Here is a 14,139-nt window from a genome sequence, read left to right on the forward strand (position 1 = left end):
CGCTCCCACCCCAGGACTGACTGACACATGTTCCGAACCGCCCTGCGCAATGTGCTCGCGCACAAGGCCAGGCTGCTGATGACCGTGCTCGCCGTAATGCTCGGCGTGTCCTTCGTCTCCGGCACCCTGGTCTTCTCCGACACCATCGGCAACGCCTTCAAGAACAAATCGGCGAAGAGCTTCGACCATGTGTCGGTCGCCATCCGCCCCGACACCGCCTCCGGCCCCTCCGACGATGCCCAGGAGGCCAAGAAGCAGCCGGTGCTGAGCGACGCCCTGCTGAAGAAGGCGCAAGGCCTTCCCGGCGCCGCGTCCGTGATCGGTGACATGTCCGGCTTCACCGCGCTCGCCGACAAGAACGGCAAGCTCGTCGGCCAGGACTGGGGCACCACCGGCGCCAACTTCTACCCCGGCGCGGACGGCAAGGACGCCCGTTACGCCTTCACCGCAGGGCAGGCGCCGAAGCGGGCCGGCGAGATCGCGGTGGACAGCCGCACCGCCGAGCGCACCGGCTACAAGGTCGGCGACTCCGCCCGGCTGTCCACCGACGGCCCGGTGACCAAGCAGACGATCAGCGGCATCTTCGACACATCCAACGGCAATGTGGTGGCCGGCGGCAGCCTGGTGCTGTTCGACAACGCGACCGCGCCGAAGGTGCTCGGCAAGACCGAGTACGACGAGATCGACATCAAGGCCGCCGCTGGCACCTCCCAGGCGGCGCTGAAGAGCGCGGCCGAGAAGATCCTGCCGAAGGACACCGAAGCGGTCACCGGCGCCACTCTGGCCGCCGACCAGGAAGCCCTGATCAACGAGCAGACCAACTCGCTGAGCCAGGCCCTGCTCTACTTCGCCGGCATCTCGCTCTTCGTCGGCATTTTCATCATCGCCAACACCTTCACCATGCTGGTGGCCCAGCGCACCAAGGAACTGGCGCTGATGCGTGCCATCGGCGCCTCGCGCCGCCAGGTGACCCGTTCCGTACTGATCGAGGCGTTCATCGTCGGGCTGATCGCCGCGGCCACGGGCTTCGCCGTCGGCATCGGTATCGCGATCGGCCTGCGCTCGGTGGTCAACGGCATCGGCGGCACGCTGCCCGACGGCCCGCTGGTCGTCGCCCCGATGACGGCCGTCGTCGCCCTGATCATCGGTGTGGTCGTGACCATGCTCGCCGCGTGGCTGCCCGGCCGCCGGGCCGCGAGGATTCCGCCGGTCGCCGCGATGAACAGCGTGCACGCGTCGCCGACCGTGCGCGGTCTGGTCGTACGCAACACCATCGGCTCGGTCATCGCCGCACTCGGCGCCGGCGCGCTCTTCACGGGCGTGGCCGTCAGCGGCCAGGAGGGCATGCCGTACATGGCCCTGGGCGCGGGTCTGATCCTCGTCGGCGTCATCGTGCTCACGCCGCTGCTGTCGCGGCCCTTCATCGCCGCCATGACGCCCCTCCTGAAGCCGTTCGGCGTCACGGGCAACCTGGCCAGGCAGAACTCGCTGCGCAACCCGCGGCGTACCGCGTCCACGGCCGCCGCGCTGATGATCGGCCTCACCCTCATCACGGGGATGACGGTGATCGCGATCTCCATGCAGAGCGCCATCAACAAGATGGCGACGGACTCCCTGAAGTCCGACTACACCGTCTCCATGGCGAACTACCAGCCGCTCTCCCCCACCGTGGAGAAGAAGCTGGCCGCGCTCCCCGAGGTGGCCGCGAGCAGCCCGATGCGTGCCGCGTACGGCGAGGTCGACGGGGGCTTCAGCAGCATCAACGGTGTCGACGAGAAGCACATCGGCCAGCTGCTCAGCCTCGACTTCGTCAGTGGCTCGCTGGACGGTCTGACCGGCGACACCACGGTCGTGGACAAGGAGACAGCCGACGACAAGGGCCTGAAGCCCGGCGACACCACCTCGGTGAAGTTCGACGACGGCAAGTCCGTGAAGCTGAAGGTCATCGGCGTCTACGAGCCGAACGACATGATCAACGGCATCTTCACGCCGACCGCGGTGGTCGACCCTCACCTGGAGAAGGTCGCCGACCAGCGGGTGCTGGTGAAGATGAAGGACGGCACCTCCGCCAAGGCGGAGAACAGCATCGTCAAGGCCCTCGGTGAGAACCCCGCCATCAAGATCCAGGACAAGCAGGCGATCAGCGACGAGATCGGTGGCGCCATCAACCTGATGCTCTACATGCTGTACGGGCTGCTGGGGATGGCCGTCCTGATCGCGGTGCTCGGTGTCATCAACACCCTCGCGATGTCGGTCTTCGAGCGCAAGCACGAGATCGGGATGCTGCGGGCCATCGGCCTGGACCGGTCGAAGGTCAAGCAGATGGTGCGGCTGGAGTCGGTCGTCATCTCCCTGTTCGGCGCGGCGCTCGGTGTCGGCCTCGGGATCTTCCTGGGCTGGGCCGCGGGCAGCGGCATCAGCGACTCGATGAAGACGTACACCATGCAGATCCCGGTCGGCCGGATCGCGATCTTCCTGGTGGCCGCCGCGCTGGTGGGCGTGCTGGCCGCGATGTGGCCGGCGCGCAGCGCGGCCAGGCTGAACCCGCTGGCGGCGATCAAGGCCGAGTAGCCGCGGTCGGTACGCACAGAAATGGGCCGGCTCCCGTGACGGGGGCCGGCCCGCTCGGCTGTGCGGGCTGAGCTCGGGCCCGCGCCCCGGACCCGGGCTTGTGCTACGGACCCGGGCTTGTGCGGGCTGAGCTCGGGCCCGCGCCCCGGACCCGGCCTCCTTTGTACGGGCTCAGCTCGGACCCGCGCCCCAGACCCGGGCGCGCAGCGGCATTCCGGAGGCTCCCCCCGGCACCGGCCGTACCGCGAGTACCTGGTTGACCCCGATCTTGTTGTGCTCGAAGGACAGGGCGGACGCGGCCATGTAGAGCATCCAGACGCGGGCCCGGCCCAGCGAGGTGGCCCGGACCGCCTGGGCCCAGTTCGCCTCCAGGTTGGCCACCCAGTGGCGCAGCGTCAGGGCGTAGTGCTCACGGATCGACTCGATGTCCCGGACCTCGAAGCCCGCTTCCTCCAGCGTCCCCGCGGTCCGGCCCACCGGCGCCAGCTCACCGTCGGGGAAGACGTACGCGTCGATGAACTCGTCCACGTGGTACGCCGATTCGTCCGGCTCGGGGCGGCGCGCGATCTGGTGGTTGAGCAGCCGGCCGCCGGGCTTCAGCAGGGCGAAGAGGTCGTCGGCGTACTCCCGGTACTGCACCGAGCCGACGTGCTCGGCCATCCCGATGGAGGAGATCGCGTCGTACGGACCGTCCCTGACGTCCCGGTAGTCCTGCACCCGGATCTCGATGCGGTCGGTCAGGCCCTCTTCGGCGATGCGCTTGCGGGCGTACGCGGCCTGTTCGGCGGAGAGGGTGATGCCGGTGACCCGCGCGCCGTACTCGCGCGCCGCGTGGATCGCCATCGAACCCCAGCCGCAGCCCACGTCGAGCAGCCGGTCGCCCTCCTTGAGTGCCAGCTTGCGGCTGATCAGGTCGAGCTTGTCGTGCTGGGCCTCTTCGAGGGTGAGCCCCTCGTCGAAATAGGCGCACGAGTAGACCATCGAGGGGCCGAGCACCAGCGCGTAGAAGTCGTTGCCCACGTCGTAGTGGTGACTGATCGCCTCCTTGTCGCGGCGCCTGGTGTGCAGCGGGCCACCGCGGCGGCGGACCTCCTCGCGGGGCGGGGCGGGCGGCGGCAGCAGGCCCACCAGGCCCACCAGGCCGCGGGCGGCGGCGCGCAGCTTGGGGTCACGGACCGGGTGGACGGTGGACTTGGCCTCCTGGCCGCGCTCCCACAGCAGGTGGGCAAGGCTGTCGAGCCCCTCGTACAGATCGCCCCTGATCTCGATCTCACCGGCCACCCAGGCGCGGGCCAGGCCCAGTTCGCCCGGTTTCCAGAGCAGCCTGCGCAGGGCGCGGCGGCTGCGGATGACCAGTGTGGGGGCGTCGGGCGGGCCGGCTTCGGAGCCGTCCCAAGCCTTGATGCGGACGGGTAGTGGTGACCCGAGGAGTTCCTCGGCAAGCGCGGTCAGCCGCAGGGCGGCGTCGGCCATGGTGCACACCTCCGTGACGGTGGAGCCAGGGAATGCGGGCGAGGTACATCCCAGATAACACCGCGGGGTACCTCGCAGCATCCCGGTACCGGGTAAGGGGTGGGCAAAGTGAATGGTAACGACAACTATCGTGCCCGGAAAAAGCCTCAGGGGCCGCCCGCACCACGGATGGCGGGCGGCCCCTGAGGCCTGGAGTTGCTACGTGTACTACTGGCCCGGCGTCAGGACGCCTTGGCCTTCTCACCCTCGGCGGGCACCGCGGCCTTGGCCCTGGCGGGGGCCGGAGCGGGCTTGGCGGCCTCGTAGAACTCCTCGCGGGGAGTCTCCATGGCGCCGAGCGAGACGACCTCGCGCTTGAGGAACATCGCGAGGGTCCAGTCCGCGAGGACGCGGATCTTGCGGTTCCAGGTCGGTACGGCCATGCCGTGGTAGCCGCGGTGCATGTACCAGGCGAGACGGCCCTTGAGCTTGATCTTCACCTTGCCCATGACGATCATCGCGACGCCCTTGTGCAGGCCGAGACCGGCGACCGCGCCCTTGTTGGCGTGGCTGTAGTCCTTCTGCGGGAAGCCGCGCATCCCGGAGATGACGTTGTCGCCGAGGACCTTGGCCTGGCGCAGCGCGTGCTGGGCGTTCGGCGGGCACCAGGCGTTCTCGGCGCCGGCCTTGCGGGCGGCCATGTCGGGCACCTGGGCGTTGTCGCCCGCGGCCCAGATGTAGTCCGTGCCCTGCACCTGGAGCGTCGTCTGCGTGTCGACGTGACCACGGGGGCCGAGCGGCAGGCCGTAGCGGGTCAGCGCCGGGTTGGGCTTAACGCCGGCGGTCCACACGAGGGTGTTGGAGTCGACTTCGAGGCCGTTGTTGAGCATCACGTGACCGTCGACGCAGGAGTCCATGCCGGTCTTGAGGTAGACCTCGATGCCGCGGGACTCCAGGTGCTCCTTGCCGTACGCGCCGAGCTTGGGCCCGACCTCGGGAAGGATCTTGTCGGCCACGTCGACGAGGACGAAGCGCATGTCGTCGCGCTTGACGTTGGTGTAGTACTTGGCCGCGTCGCGGGCCATGTCCTCCACCTCGCCGATGGTCTCGGCGCCCGCGAAGCCGCCGCCCACGAAGACGAAGGTGAGCGCCTTGCGGCGGACGTCCTCATCGGTGGTCGAGTCGGCCTTGTCGAGCTGCTCAAGGACGTGGTTGCGCAGGCCGATGGCCTCCTCGACACCCTTCATGCCGATGCCCTGCTCGGCGAGGCCGGGGATCGGGAAGGTGCGCGAGACCGCGCCGAGGGCGACGACCAGGTAGTCGAAGGGCAGCTCGTAGGCCTCGCCGACGAGCGGCGCGACCGTGGCGACCTTGCGGTCCTGATCGATGGTGGTGACCCGACCGGTGAGCACCTCGGCCTTGGGCAGGACGCGTCGCAGCGGTACGACGACGTGCCTCGGCGAGATGCTGCCGGCGGCGGCTTCGGGGAGGAAGGGCTGGTACGTCATGTACGAGCGCGGGTCGACGACCGTGACGGTCGCTTCCGCGTAACGCATCTTCTTGAGAATGCGTCGAGCTGCGTACAGGCCTACGTACCCACCGCCTACTACGAGGATCCTGGGACGCTCCGTGGTGCTCATGCCATCGAGTATCCACCCCTTACCGGAGGGTGGCTCGTGAGCCCCTTCACAAGCACTCCGACCGCTTCTGCTACACTGCGCCGCTCGCGTGACACAGGTCATGGCCCGGCAGGGGAACCACTGCGCCGTGCGGGACGTTGGAAACCCCCTTTGAGCTGGCAGCTCGCGGACTTCCGTAGGGTGGACCACCGGCCCGCTTCACGTGGACGCAACACGCCCCGGGCGTCCGACAACCGAGCGGCGCGCACCCGTTGGGCTCACCGCCGGGCCCCCGTCACCCGAATGAGGACCAAGAGGCCCCCATTCCTTGTGAAGAACTTCACGAAGTTCGTCGACGGGTGTCCCGCGGGTTGCTCCCGGGACCGCCTCGGGGGCTCCCACGGAGGGCCCACGGAGGGCCCACGGAGGGCCCTGAGGGCTCCCCGGGGCGCCCTCCCGACGCCCTCCCTCAGGCGATGGACCAGCCGATGCCGCCGAGCACGACCGCCAAAGTGACACTCGCGGCCTTCTGCCATTTTCCCAGCAGCTGTGTACACACCTGCGCGTACACTTCCGGTATGGATGAGAGCACTGTGACCGTGCGGGAAGCCCGTGCGCACCTGGCCGACCACATCAATCGTGCCGAGCAGGGCACACCCACGGTGATCACCCGCAACGGTGTGCCGGTGGCAGCCGTCGTGCCCATCGCGGACTTCGACGCGTTGGAAGAAGCAGCCGACGTACTGCTGGCCCGAGAGGCCGAAGCGGTCCTGGCCGAAGGCGGCCCCACCGTAACGATGGCCGAGCTACTGGCAGACCTGTTCACCGAGCCCACCCAGGGCGCGGCGTGAAGTACGCGTTCCGATTTACCGCAGCGGCCCAACGACAGCTCCGGGCCCTCGACCGGCCTGTCGCCATGCGCATCCTGGCAGCGCTCACCGCGCTCGGCGACGATCCGTACCCCGAGGACGCCGGCATCAAGAAGCTCGCGGGCCCGTCGGGCCTCTATCGCCTCAGGGTCGGCAACTACCGGGTCGCCTACCAGGTCGAGGACGGCGAGCTCATCATCCTCGTTGTCAAAGTGGGCGACCGGAGCGACGTCTACCGCGGCGTCTGAGGCGCAGGCTGCCCGGATCCCCGAGCTCCGGGCAGCCTGCGCACCCGGCAAGTCACTCGGCGTCCTCTGCCGCTTTCCAAGCAATTCCGTCGAGGATGTCGTGCTCGCTGACGACCACTTCCGCGGCCCCGGCCCGCTCCATGATCGCGAGCAGCACGAGCGCGCCCGACGCGATCACGTCCACCCGCCCCGGGTGCATGACGGGGATCGCGGCCCGCTCATCGTGGGTCGAGGTCAGCAGCGTGCCGGTGACCTCCTTGACCCGTTCGTAGGAAATCCGGGAGTGATGGATCGCCGACGGGTCGTACGCGTCGAGGCCCAGCGCGATGGCGGCGACCGTCGTCACCGACCCCGCGAGCCCGACCAGGGTGCGGGCCTCGCCGAACGGCACCTGTTCCTCGGCGCGGTCCAGTGCGGCCCCGATGTCGGCGCGGATCGCGGCGACCTGGCCGAGGGTGGGCGGGTCGGTCGTGACCCCGTCGTGGACGAGATGGCGCTCGGTCATCCGCACGCAGCCGATGTCGACCGAGTGGGCGGCCCGCACCTGGTCGTCGCCGACGACGAACTCCGTCGAGCCACCGCCGATGTCCACCACGAGGTACGGCTTGGGCAGGTCATCGCTGCCCGTCAGCTCCTTGGTGGCTCCGGTGAAGGAGAGCTCGGCCTCCTGGTCGCCGGTGATCACCTCGGGCTCGACGCCCAGGATGTCGAGGACGCCGCGCACGAAGTCGTCACGGTTCTCCGCGTCGCGCGAGGCGGAGGTCGCCACGAAGCGGACCTTCTCGGCGCCGTGCGCCTTGATGGCCTGCGCGTACTCCCGGCAGGCGGCGAAGGTGCGCTCCAGCGCCTCGGGGGCGAGGCGTCCGGTGCGGTCGACGTCCTCGCCGAGGCGCACGATCTGCATCCGGCGGTCGATGTCGACCAGCTCGCCGGTGGCCGGGTCGGCGTCCGCGACGAGCAGCCGGATGGAGTTCGTACCGCAGTCGATCGCGGCGACGCGGGTCACGCCTGGGCCTTGTCGGTGACCTGCGCCTTGTCGGTGCAGGGCGTCACGCACGGGCCCTTGGCCCACCAGTCGGCGGGCAGCTTCGCGATGGCCTCGTCGCCGAGCGGGTTCACGCCGGGTCCCGCGGCCAGCGAGTGGCCGACCAGGACGTGCAGGCACTTCACCCGGTCCGGCATGCCGCCCGCGCTCGGGAAGCCCTCAAGGACCTCGATGAGGTCGCGGCGCCGGATGTAGTCCTCATGGGCCGCGCGGTAGGCGGCGGCCAGCTCGGGGTCCTCGGCGAGCCGGGCCGTCATCTCCTTCATGAGACCGTCGGCCTCCAGCGTGCCGATCGCGGACGCGGCGCGCGGACAGGTCAGGTAGTACAGCGTCGGGAACGGCGTGCCGTCCTCAAGACGCGGGGCCGTCTCGACCACGTCGGGCAGGCCGCACGGGCAACGGTGCGCGATGGCACGCAGGCCGCGCGGCGGGCGGCCGAGCTGGAGCTTGAACGCGGCGATGTCCGCCTCGGTGGGCTCGGTGCGCGGGGTGGTCGGGGGTGCGGCTTCCATGCGAGCTTTCGTGCCTTCGTGTTCGTGGTTCGTGGTGGCGGAGGTGCTACCGGCTACGGCTGCTGGTCCGGGCGGTCGGCTTCGTCCACGCCGTCCCAGAAGTTCTCGTACCAGGGGCGGTCGGCCGCGCCGTCGTCGGTGCGGCGCTTGTCGCGCGCGTCCGGGTCGAAGACGGTGTAGCCCGTCTCCCCCGGCTTCACCAGGTGCAGGTGCTCCCGGGCGAGACGCTCGACGTACGCGTCGTCCTGGAGGCGGGCCTTCTCGTCGCGCAGCTCCTCGACCCGGCCGCCGGCCTCGCGCATTCGCTGCTGCTCCTGGGTGATCTCGCCGCGCTGCGACACGTACTGCCGCATCGGATAGGCGAGGGCCACGATCAGCGAACAGAGCACCAGCACAAGCAGCGCGGCCCGGCCGGTGAGCCGGGAGCGGCGGGCCTGGCGGCGGTTCTGGGAGCGGTAGACGCGGGCGGCGGTCTGCTCACCGAGCAGCTTGAGCCTGGTCGCGGTGGAGAACCGGTCCCGGTTCTTCCCAGCCATGGCCTCGTCTCCCCTTTACGCAGGCGTACGCACGCCCACGCACGGACGTCCCCGGACACGGTACGGGACCGAGTGCGGGGACGTACGTACGACAGGGCGGTCGGCCCCGGTTACTACCTGCTGGTGTTCCTACTGACCGGCGCGGAAGCGCGGGAACGCGCTACGTCCGGCGTACACCGCGGCGTCGTCGAGGATCTCCTCGATGCGCAGCAGCTGGTTGTACTTGGCGACACGCTCGGAGCGGGCCGGGGCGCCGGTCTTGATCTGGCCGCAGTTGGTGGCGACGGCCAGGTCGGCGATGGTGACGTCCTCGGTCTCACCGGAGCGGTGCGACATCATGCACTTGAACCCGCTGCGCTGGGCGAGCTCGACGGCGTCCAGGGTCTCGGTCAGCGAACCGATCTGGTTGACCTTCACGAGCAGCGAGTTGGCGGCGCCTTCCTCGATGCCGCGGGCCAGCCGCTCCGGGTTGGTGACGAAGAGGTCGTCGCCGACGATCTGGACCTTGGTGCCCAGCTTGTCGGTGAGGACCTTCCAGCCCGCCCAGTCGTCCTCGTACAGCGGGTCCTCGATGGAGACGAGCGGGTACGAGGCGACGAGCTCCTCGTAGTACTCGGTCATCTCGGCGGCCGAGCGGGACTTGCCCTCGAACTCGTACACGCCGTCCTTGTAGAACTCGGACGCGGCGACGTCGAGCGCGAGCGCGATCTGCTCGCCCGGGATGTAACCGGCCTGCGTGATGGCCTCAAGGATGAGGTCGAGCGCGGCGCGGTTGGAGTCCAGGTTCGGGGCGAAGCCGCCCTCGTCGCCGAGGCCGGTGGACAGGCCCTTGGTCTTCAGGACGGACTTGAGGGTGTGGTAGACCTCCGTGCCCCAGCGCAGCGCCTCGGAGAAGGACTCCGCGCCGATCGGCGCGATCATGAACTCCTGAATGTCGACGTTGGAGTCGGCGTGCGACCCACCGTTGAGGATGTTCATCATCGGGACGGGAAGCAGGTGCGCGTTCGGACCGCCGAGGTAGCGGAAGAGCGGCAGGTCGGACGCCTCGGAAGCGGCGTGCGCGACGGCGAGCGAGACGCCGAGGATGGCGTTCGCGCCGAGCGAGCCCTTGTTCTCGGTGGCGTCCAGGTCGAACATGGCCTGGTCGATCAGGCGCTGCTCGGTGGCGTCGTAGCCGACGAGCTCCGGGCCGATCTGCTCGATGACGGCGAGGACTGCCTTCTCGACACCCTTGCCGTGGTAGCGGTTCGGGTCACCGTCGCGAAGTTCGATGGCCTCGAACGCACCGGTGGAAGCACCGGAAGGAACAGCAGCACGACCGGTGCTGCCGTCGTCGAGGCCGACCTCGACCTCGACCGTGGGGTTGCCTCGGGAGTCCAGGATTTCCCGGGCTACGACGACGTCGATGGACGGCACGAGAGCATCTCCTTATGGGGTGTGACGCTAGGGGTGCAGGGTCTCTTCGGCCTTGCGACATGAGCCTAACCGGCCCGGGGGCATCGACCTGCCGATCGCCCGTTCCCTGGGACAAGAACAAGCCCTTACCAGGGCAAATAATGACGAAACCCCGGCCCGGCGCGTACGGGGGAGAACGCGCCGGGCCGGGGTGGTTCTGTGGGGCGAGCCCCTCAGCCGCTCAGCTGCTCAGAATCGAGCTCACTTGAGGTGCAGCTGCTGGCCCGGGTAGATGACATCGGCGTCGGTGACGATGTCCTTGTTCAGCTCGAAGACCTTGTCCCAGCCGCCCTTGACCTTCTCGGCGGTGGCGATCTTGCCGAGGGTGTCGCCGGCCTTGACCTTGTACTCGCCGTCGCCCTTCTTGATCGGGGCGGCGGGCTTGGACTCGGCCTTCGGCGCGGAGCGGACCTCGCTGCGCGAGGCGGGCTGCTCGGCGGCGCGCGGGGCGGCCTGCTGCTGCTCCTGCTGCTGCTCCTGCTCCTGCTGCGGCTCGGCCTGCTTCTGCGAGCCGGAGGTGTCGACGTTCGGGTCCACACCGTCGTTGGTGAGGCCACCGGCGCCGGCGCAGGCCCAGGCGCCCGGGCCCTGGAGGTCGAGGAGACGCTCGGCAGCGGCGATCTGCTGGCTCTTGGAGGCCTGGGCGGCGCTCGGGGCGTACTGCGTACCGCCTGCGGCGGCCCAGCTGGACGGCGAGAACTGCAGGCCGCCCGAGTAACCGTTGCCGGTGTCGATGGACCAGTTGCCGCCGGACTCGCACTGGGCGACGGCGTCCCACGTCTCGACGGAGGCCGCCGAGGCAGAGGACGCGCCCATCAGCGGGGCGGCGATGACAGCGCCGCTGATGCCGGCGAGCGCGGCGACACGGGTGGCCTTGGACGGGCGACGGTGCTTGGCCTTGCTGGAAAACAGCATGTGACATCTCCTCACCGACGCCTACGAGGTGAGCTGTCGGGTTCGGGCCAAGTGAGTTGCCCGGCTGCACGTACTGGTGCGCAGCTTTACCCCTAGCCGGTTCCGGTTCGTCTCTCGACGGCCGGGCCCGGCGCTTACCTGGGTCCCCCGCTCCTGCCTACGGCGCTTTACGCGTCGGTTCCCCCCGACCGACGGCAGGATTCGGCGTGACGGTCGACGGGGCCCGCGGTGGCGAGCGGTCCGACCGTAAACACACGACTCCCTGATGTCCAAAGACGAACATCAGGGAGATACCACCCTTACTTGCTTCTGCGGCAAGGGCATCCGTGCAGGTCAGAGGTGACGCGAGGAGGGCTTCTCGGCGGAACACACCAGCTGGGGCGAAGAGACCCTTGTCTCACTGCCTCCAAACCGGACATTCAGCCGCGAACTACCCCTACTTCGCGGTCAGATCGAGGCTCTGGCCGGGGCGAATGAGGTCCGCGTCGGAGCCGACGACGGTCTCGTTCGCCTCATAGATCGCCGACCAGCCGCCAGAGACGTCGTGGGAGTCGGCGATGGTCCAGAGGCTGTCACCGGCGCGCACGACGTATTCGCCGTCCGGGGTGGCGGCGCCCTCCGCGTCGCGTGCCGATCCGTCACCACGCGAGGCGTGACGGCCCGATTCACCCGATTCGCGCGATTCATCCGCATTTCCGGCGTCGGCTTCGGCGGTCGCACCCGGCTCCTCGGCCTTCCCGCCGCGGTGCTTGCCCTGCGGCGTGCCCTCCTCGGTGGTGGGCGTGGCGGACTTCTCCGCGGGCGTCCGGGGGGCCTGGGAGGGCTTCTCGGACGCGAGCGGCTCGGTCGGGTCCGCGGACTCCGACGTGTCGGCGGACTTGGCGGAGTCGTCCGCCTCCGGCTTCGCCGGGACCTCGGCCGATCCCTCCGTCCCCTCGGGCCCGTCGGCCTGGGTCGAGTCCGGGGCCTCGGACGGCGTAGGCGCCGTGGTCGCGCCGTCACCAGGTGCGGCGTTGTCGCCCTTCGCCAGGCCCGAGATCGCCGAGCAGCTGGGCCAGGCCTGCGGACCCTGGTCGGCGAACACCTTCTCCGCGATCTGGATCTGCTGCGAGCGGCTGGCGAGGTCGGCGCGCGGCGCGTATTCCGTACCGCCGAAGTCCTTCCAGGTGTCCTGGGAGAACTGCAGCCCGCCGTAGTAGCCGTTGCCGAGGTCGGCGCTCCACATGCCGGCGCTCTCGCATTCGGCGACCCTGTCCCAGGTCGCGGCCTCGGCCGCGCCCGCGGTGGAGGCGCCGAGCAGCGGGATGGCGATGGCCGAGCCGGCGACTCCCGCCGCTACGACGAGGGCCGGAGCCTGGCGCGGGCGGCGGTGCCGGCCGTTCGCGGAGAGCATGCGGTTGCCTTTCGAGTGACGGCTGAGATGACGGTGAAGGTAGCCGTACTCGAACGTTTGTTACAAGTCGATGCAGCAGAGATCACGTGAAGGTCTCATAATTGACGTCCTGTCACTCCTGTTTCATCCCGAACTCGACCGGCAGCGTGCGCAGTCCGCGCATGATGAGGCCCCCACGCCAGCGCAAATCGTCATGATCCACCGCAAGCCGCAAGTCGGGAAGACGCCGCAGTAGGGTCGCGAGCGCGGTCTGCCCCTCCAGCCGCGCGAGCGGCGCGCCGAGGCAGTAGTGGATGCCGTGCCCGTACCCGAGGTGCTGGTTGTCGGCCCGTGAGAGGTCCAGCGTGTCCGGGTCGTTGAACCGCTCGGGGTCACGGTCGGCGGCGGCGAGCACCACCAGGACGGGGTCGCCCGCCGCGATGTCCTGGCCGCCGAGCGTCACAGGCTCGGTGGCGTACCGCCAGGTCGCGAGCTCCACCGGACCGTCGTAGCGCAGGAGTTCCTCGACACCGGTCGCCAGCAGCTCCGTGTCCCCCTCGGCGAGGGCACGCTGAAGACGCTCGCGCTGAACCGGATTGCGCAGCAGCGCGTACACACCGTTGCCGATGAGGTTGACCGTCGTCTCGAAGCCCGCGAAGAGGAGGATGAAGGCCATCGCGGCGGCCTCGTTCTCCGTCAGATGCTCACCGTGGTCACTCGCCTGGATCAGACCCGAGATCAGGTCGTCGCCCGGTTCTTCCCTTTTACGGTGGATCAGTTCGGCGAGGTAGTTGCGCATCTTCTTCACCGACCGCGCGACGCCGCCACGCGGCCCGCCGCCGTGCCGGATCATCATCCCGGCCCAGTCACGGAAGTCGTCCTGGTCCTCGCGCGGCACACCGAGCAGGTCGCAGATCGCGTAGATGGGGAGCGGGAAGGCGAAGTCGTGGATGAGGTCGGCCTCCCCCTTCTCCACGAAGGCGTCGATCAGCTGGTCCGTCAGCTCCTGCACCCGGGGCGCGAACGCGGCCACCGTGCGCGGCGTGAACGCCTTCGCCACCAGCCGCCGCAGCCGGGTGTGGTCCGGCGGGTCGATGTTCAGCAGATGCGTCATCAGGTCGGCCTTGCGCTCTCCGGGGATGCCGGTCTTCCCCTTGGAGTGCGCGGTCCCGGTGTGGTTGGCCGGGTTCTTGGAGAGCCGCTGGTCGGCGAGCGCCTGGCGCGCGTCGGCGTACCGCGTCACCAGCCAGGCCTCGACCCCGCTGGGCAGCGTCGTGCGGTGCACGGGGGCGTGCTCGCGCAGCCAGGCGTAGGCGGGGTACGGGTCGGTGGCGAACTCCCAGGTGAAGAGTTCGGGCGCGGACGCGGGGAGGTTCTGCTGGTGCGGCACGCCGTCGACCGTATCCGGCGCGCGGCGCCGGCCCGACCCGGGCGCCATGCGGACCTGGCGCGTGCCCGGTCGGCGCCATGCGGACCTGGCGCGTGCCCGGTCGGCGCCATGCGGCCCCGCGCGTGCCCGAGCCGGGCGCAACCCGGCCGGTGCCT

General features: G+C 69.7%; 12 protein-coding genes and 1 riboswitch. Of the genes, 3 read left to right on the forward strand and 9 right to left on the reverse strand.

All coding sequences use genetic code 11. The features are described from left to right. Nucleotides 1–27: 27 nt before the first annotated feature. Nucleotides 28–2,571 (forward strand): ABC transporter permease, encoded by a 2,544-nt coding sequence (locus QMK30_RS01905; RefSeq protein WP_283515328.1) that lies wholly within the window; start codon nucleotides 28–30, stop codon nucleotides 2,569–2,571. A 171-nt stretch (nucleotides 2,572–2,742) separates the two neighbouring features. Here QMK30_RS01905 and QMK30_RS01910 read toward each other — a convergent pair whose 3' ends face one another. Both QMK30_RS01910 and QMK30_RS01915 read right to left on the reverse strand, forming a co-directional pair. Next, on the reverse strand, nucleotides 2,743–4,044 hold the full coding sequence (locus QMK30_RS01910) for a class I SAM-dependent methyltransferase (protein WP_283515329.1): 1,302 nt from the start codon (nucleotides 4,042–4,044) through the stop codon (nucleotides 2,743–2,745). A gap of 221 nt (nucleotides 4,045–4,265) precedes the next feature. Further along, nucleotides 4,266–5,663 carry an NAD(P)/FAD-dependent oxidoreductase gene (locus QMK30_RS01915; RefSeq protein ID WP_283515330.1) on the reverse strand — a complete coding sequence of 466 codons (1,398 nt, stop codon included), beginning with the start codon at nucleotides 5,661–5,663 and terminating at the stop codon, nucleotides 4,266–4,268. Between the two features lie 557 nt (nucleotides 5,664–6,220). Between QMK30_RS01915 and QMK30_RS01920 the strand changes: the two genes are divergently transcribed. Beyond that, nucleotides 6,221–6,493 carry a type II toxin-antitoxin system Phd/YefM family antitoxin gene (locus QMK30_RS01920; protein ID WP_283515331.1) on the forward strand — a complete coding sequence of 91 codons (273 nt, stop codon included), beginning with the start codon at nucleotides 6,221–6,223 and terminating at the stop codon, nucleotides 6,491–6,493. Then, on the forward strand, nucleotides 6,490–6,759 hold the full coding sequence (locus tag QMK30_RS01925) for a type II toxin-antitoxin system RelE family toxin (RefSeq protein WP_283515332.1): 270 nt from the start codon (nucleotides 6,490–6,492) through the stop codon (nucleotides 6,757–6,759). The genes QMK30_RS01920 and QMK30_RS01925 overlap by 4 nt, the downstream gene beginning before the upstream one ends. Nucleotides 6,760–6,811: 52 nt before the next feature. Here the strand turns inward: QMK30_RS01925 and QMK30_RS01930 are convergent, their stop codons facing one another. The 7 genes from QMK30_RS01930 to QMK30_RS01960 form a co-directional block, all read right to left on the reverse strand. Beyond that, nucleotides 6,812–7,765: a Ppx/GppA phosphatase family protein gene (locus tag QMK30_RS01930; protein ID WP_283515333.1), complete on the reverse strand. Its 954-nt coding sequence runs from the start codon at nucleotides 7,763–7,765 to the stop codon at nucleotides 6,812–6,814. After that, nucleotides 7,762–8,316, reverse strand: a complete 555-nt coding sequence (locus tag QMK30_RS01935) for a DUF501 domain-containing protein (protein WP_283515334.1) — start codon at nucleotides 8,314–8,316, stop codon at nucleotides 7,762–7,764. The genes QMK30_RS01930 and QMK30_RS01935 overlap by 4 nt, the downstream gene beginning before the upstream one ends. A gap of 53 nt (nucleotides 8,317–8,369) precedes the next feature. Continuing rightward, complete coding sequence (locus tag QMK30_RS01940) at nucleotides 8,370–8,852, reverse strand: FtsB family cell division protein (RefSeq protein ID WP_283515335.1); 483 nt, start codon at nucleotides 8,850–8,852, stop codon at nucleotides 8,370–8,372. 129 nt (nucleotides 8,853–8,981) lie between these two features. Beyond that, nucleotides 8,982–10,268, reverse strand: a complete 1,287-nt coding sequence (eno, locus tag QMK30_RS01945; RefSeq protein ID WP_283515336.1) for a phosphopyruvate hydratase — start codon at nucleotides 10,266–10,268, stop codon at nucleotides 8,982–8,984. Between the two features lie 240 nt (nucleotides 10,269–10,508). After that, nucleotides 10,509–11,222 carry a transglycosylase family protein gene (locus tag QMK30_RS01950; protein ID WP_283515337.1) on the reverse strand — a complete coding sequence of 238 codons (714 nt, stop codon included), beginning with the start codon at nucleotides 11,220–11,222 and terminating at the stop codon, nucleotides 10,509–10,511. 3 nt (nucleotides 11,223–11,225) lie between these two features. After that, nucleotides 11,226–11,397, reverse strand: a riboswitch (cyclic di-AMP (ydaO/yuaA leader). Nucleotides 11,398–11,658: 261 nt separating this feature from the next. Further along, nucleotides 11,659–12,615, reverse strand: a complete 957-nt coding sequence (locus QMK30_RS01955; protein WP_283515338.1) for a LysM peptidoglycan-binding domain-containing protein — start codon at nucleotides 12,613–12,615, stop codon at nucleotides 11,659–11,661. 112 nt (nucleotides 12,616–12,727) lie between these two features. Continuing rightward, on the reverse strand, nucleotides 12,728–14,032 hold the full coding sequence (locus QMK30_RS01960; protein ID WP_502963045.1) for a cytochrome P450 family protein: 1,305 nt from the start codon (nucleotides 14,030–14,032) through the stop codon (nucleotides 12,728–12,730). Between the last annotated feature and the right edge of the window lie 107 nt (nucleotides 14,033–14,139).

It is taken from the genome of Streptomyces sp. H27-C3, from assembly GCF_030063415.1.
Classification (GTDB): Bacteria; Actinomycetota; Actinomycetes; order Streptomycetales; family Streptomycetaceae; genus Streptomyces.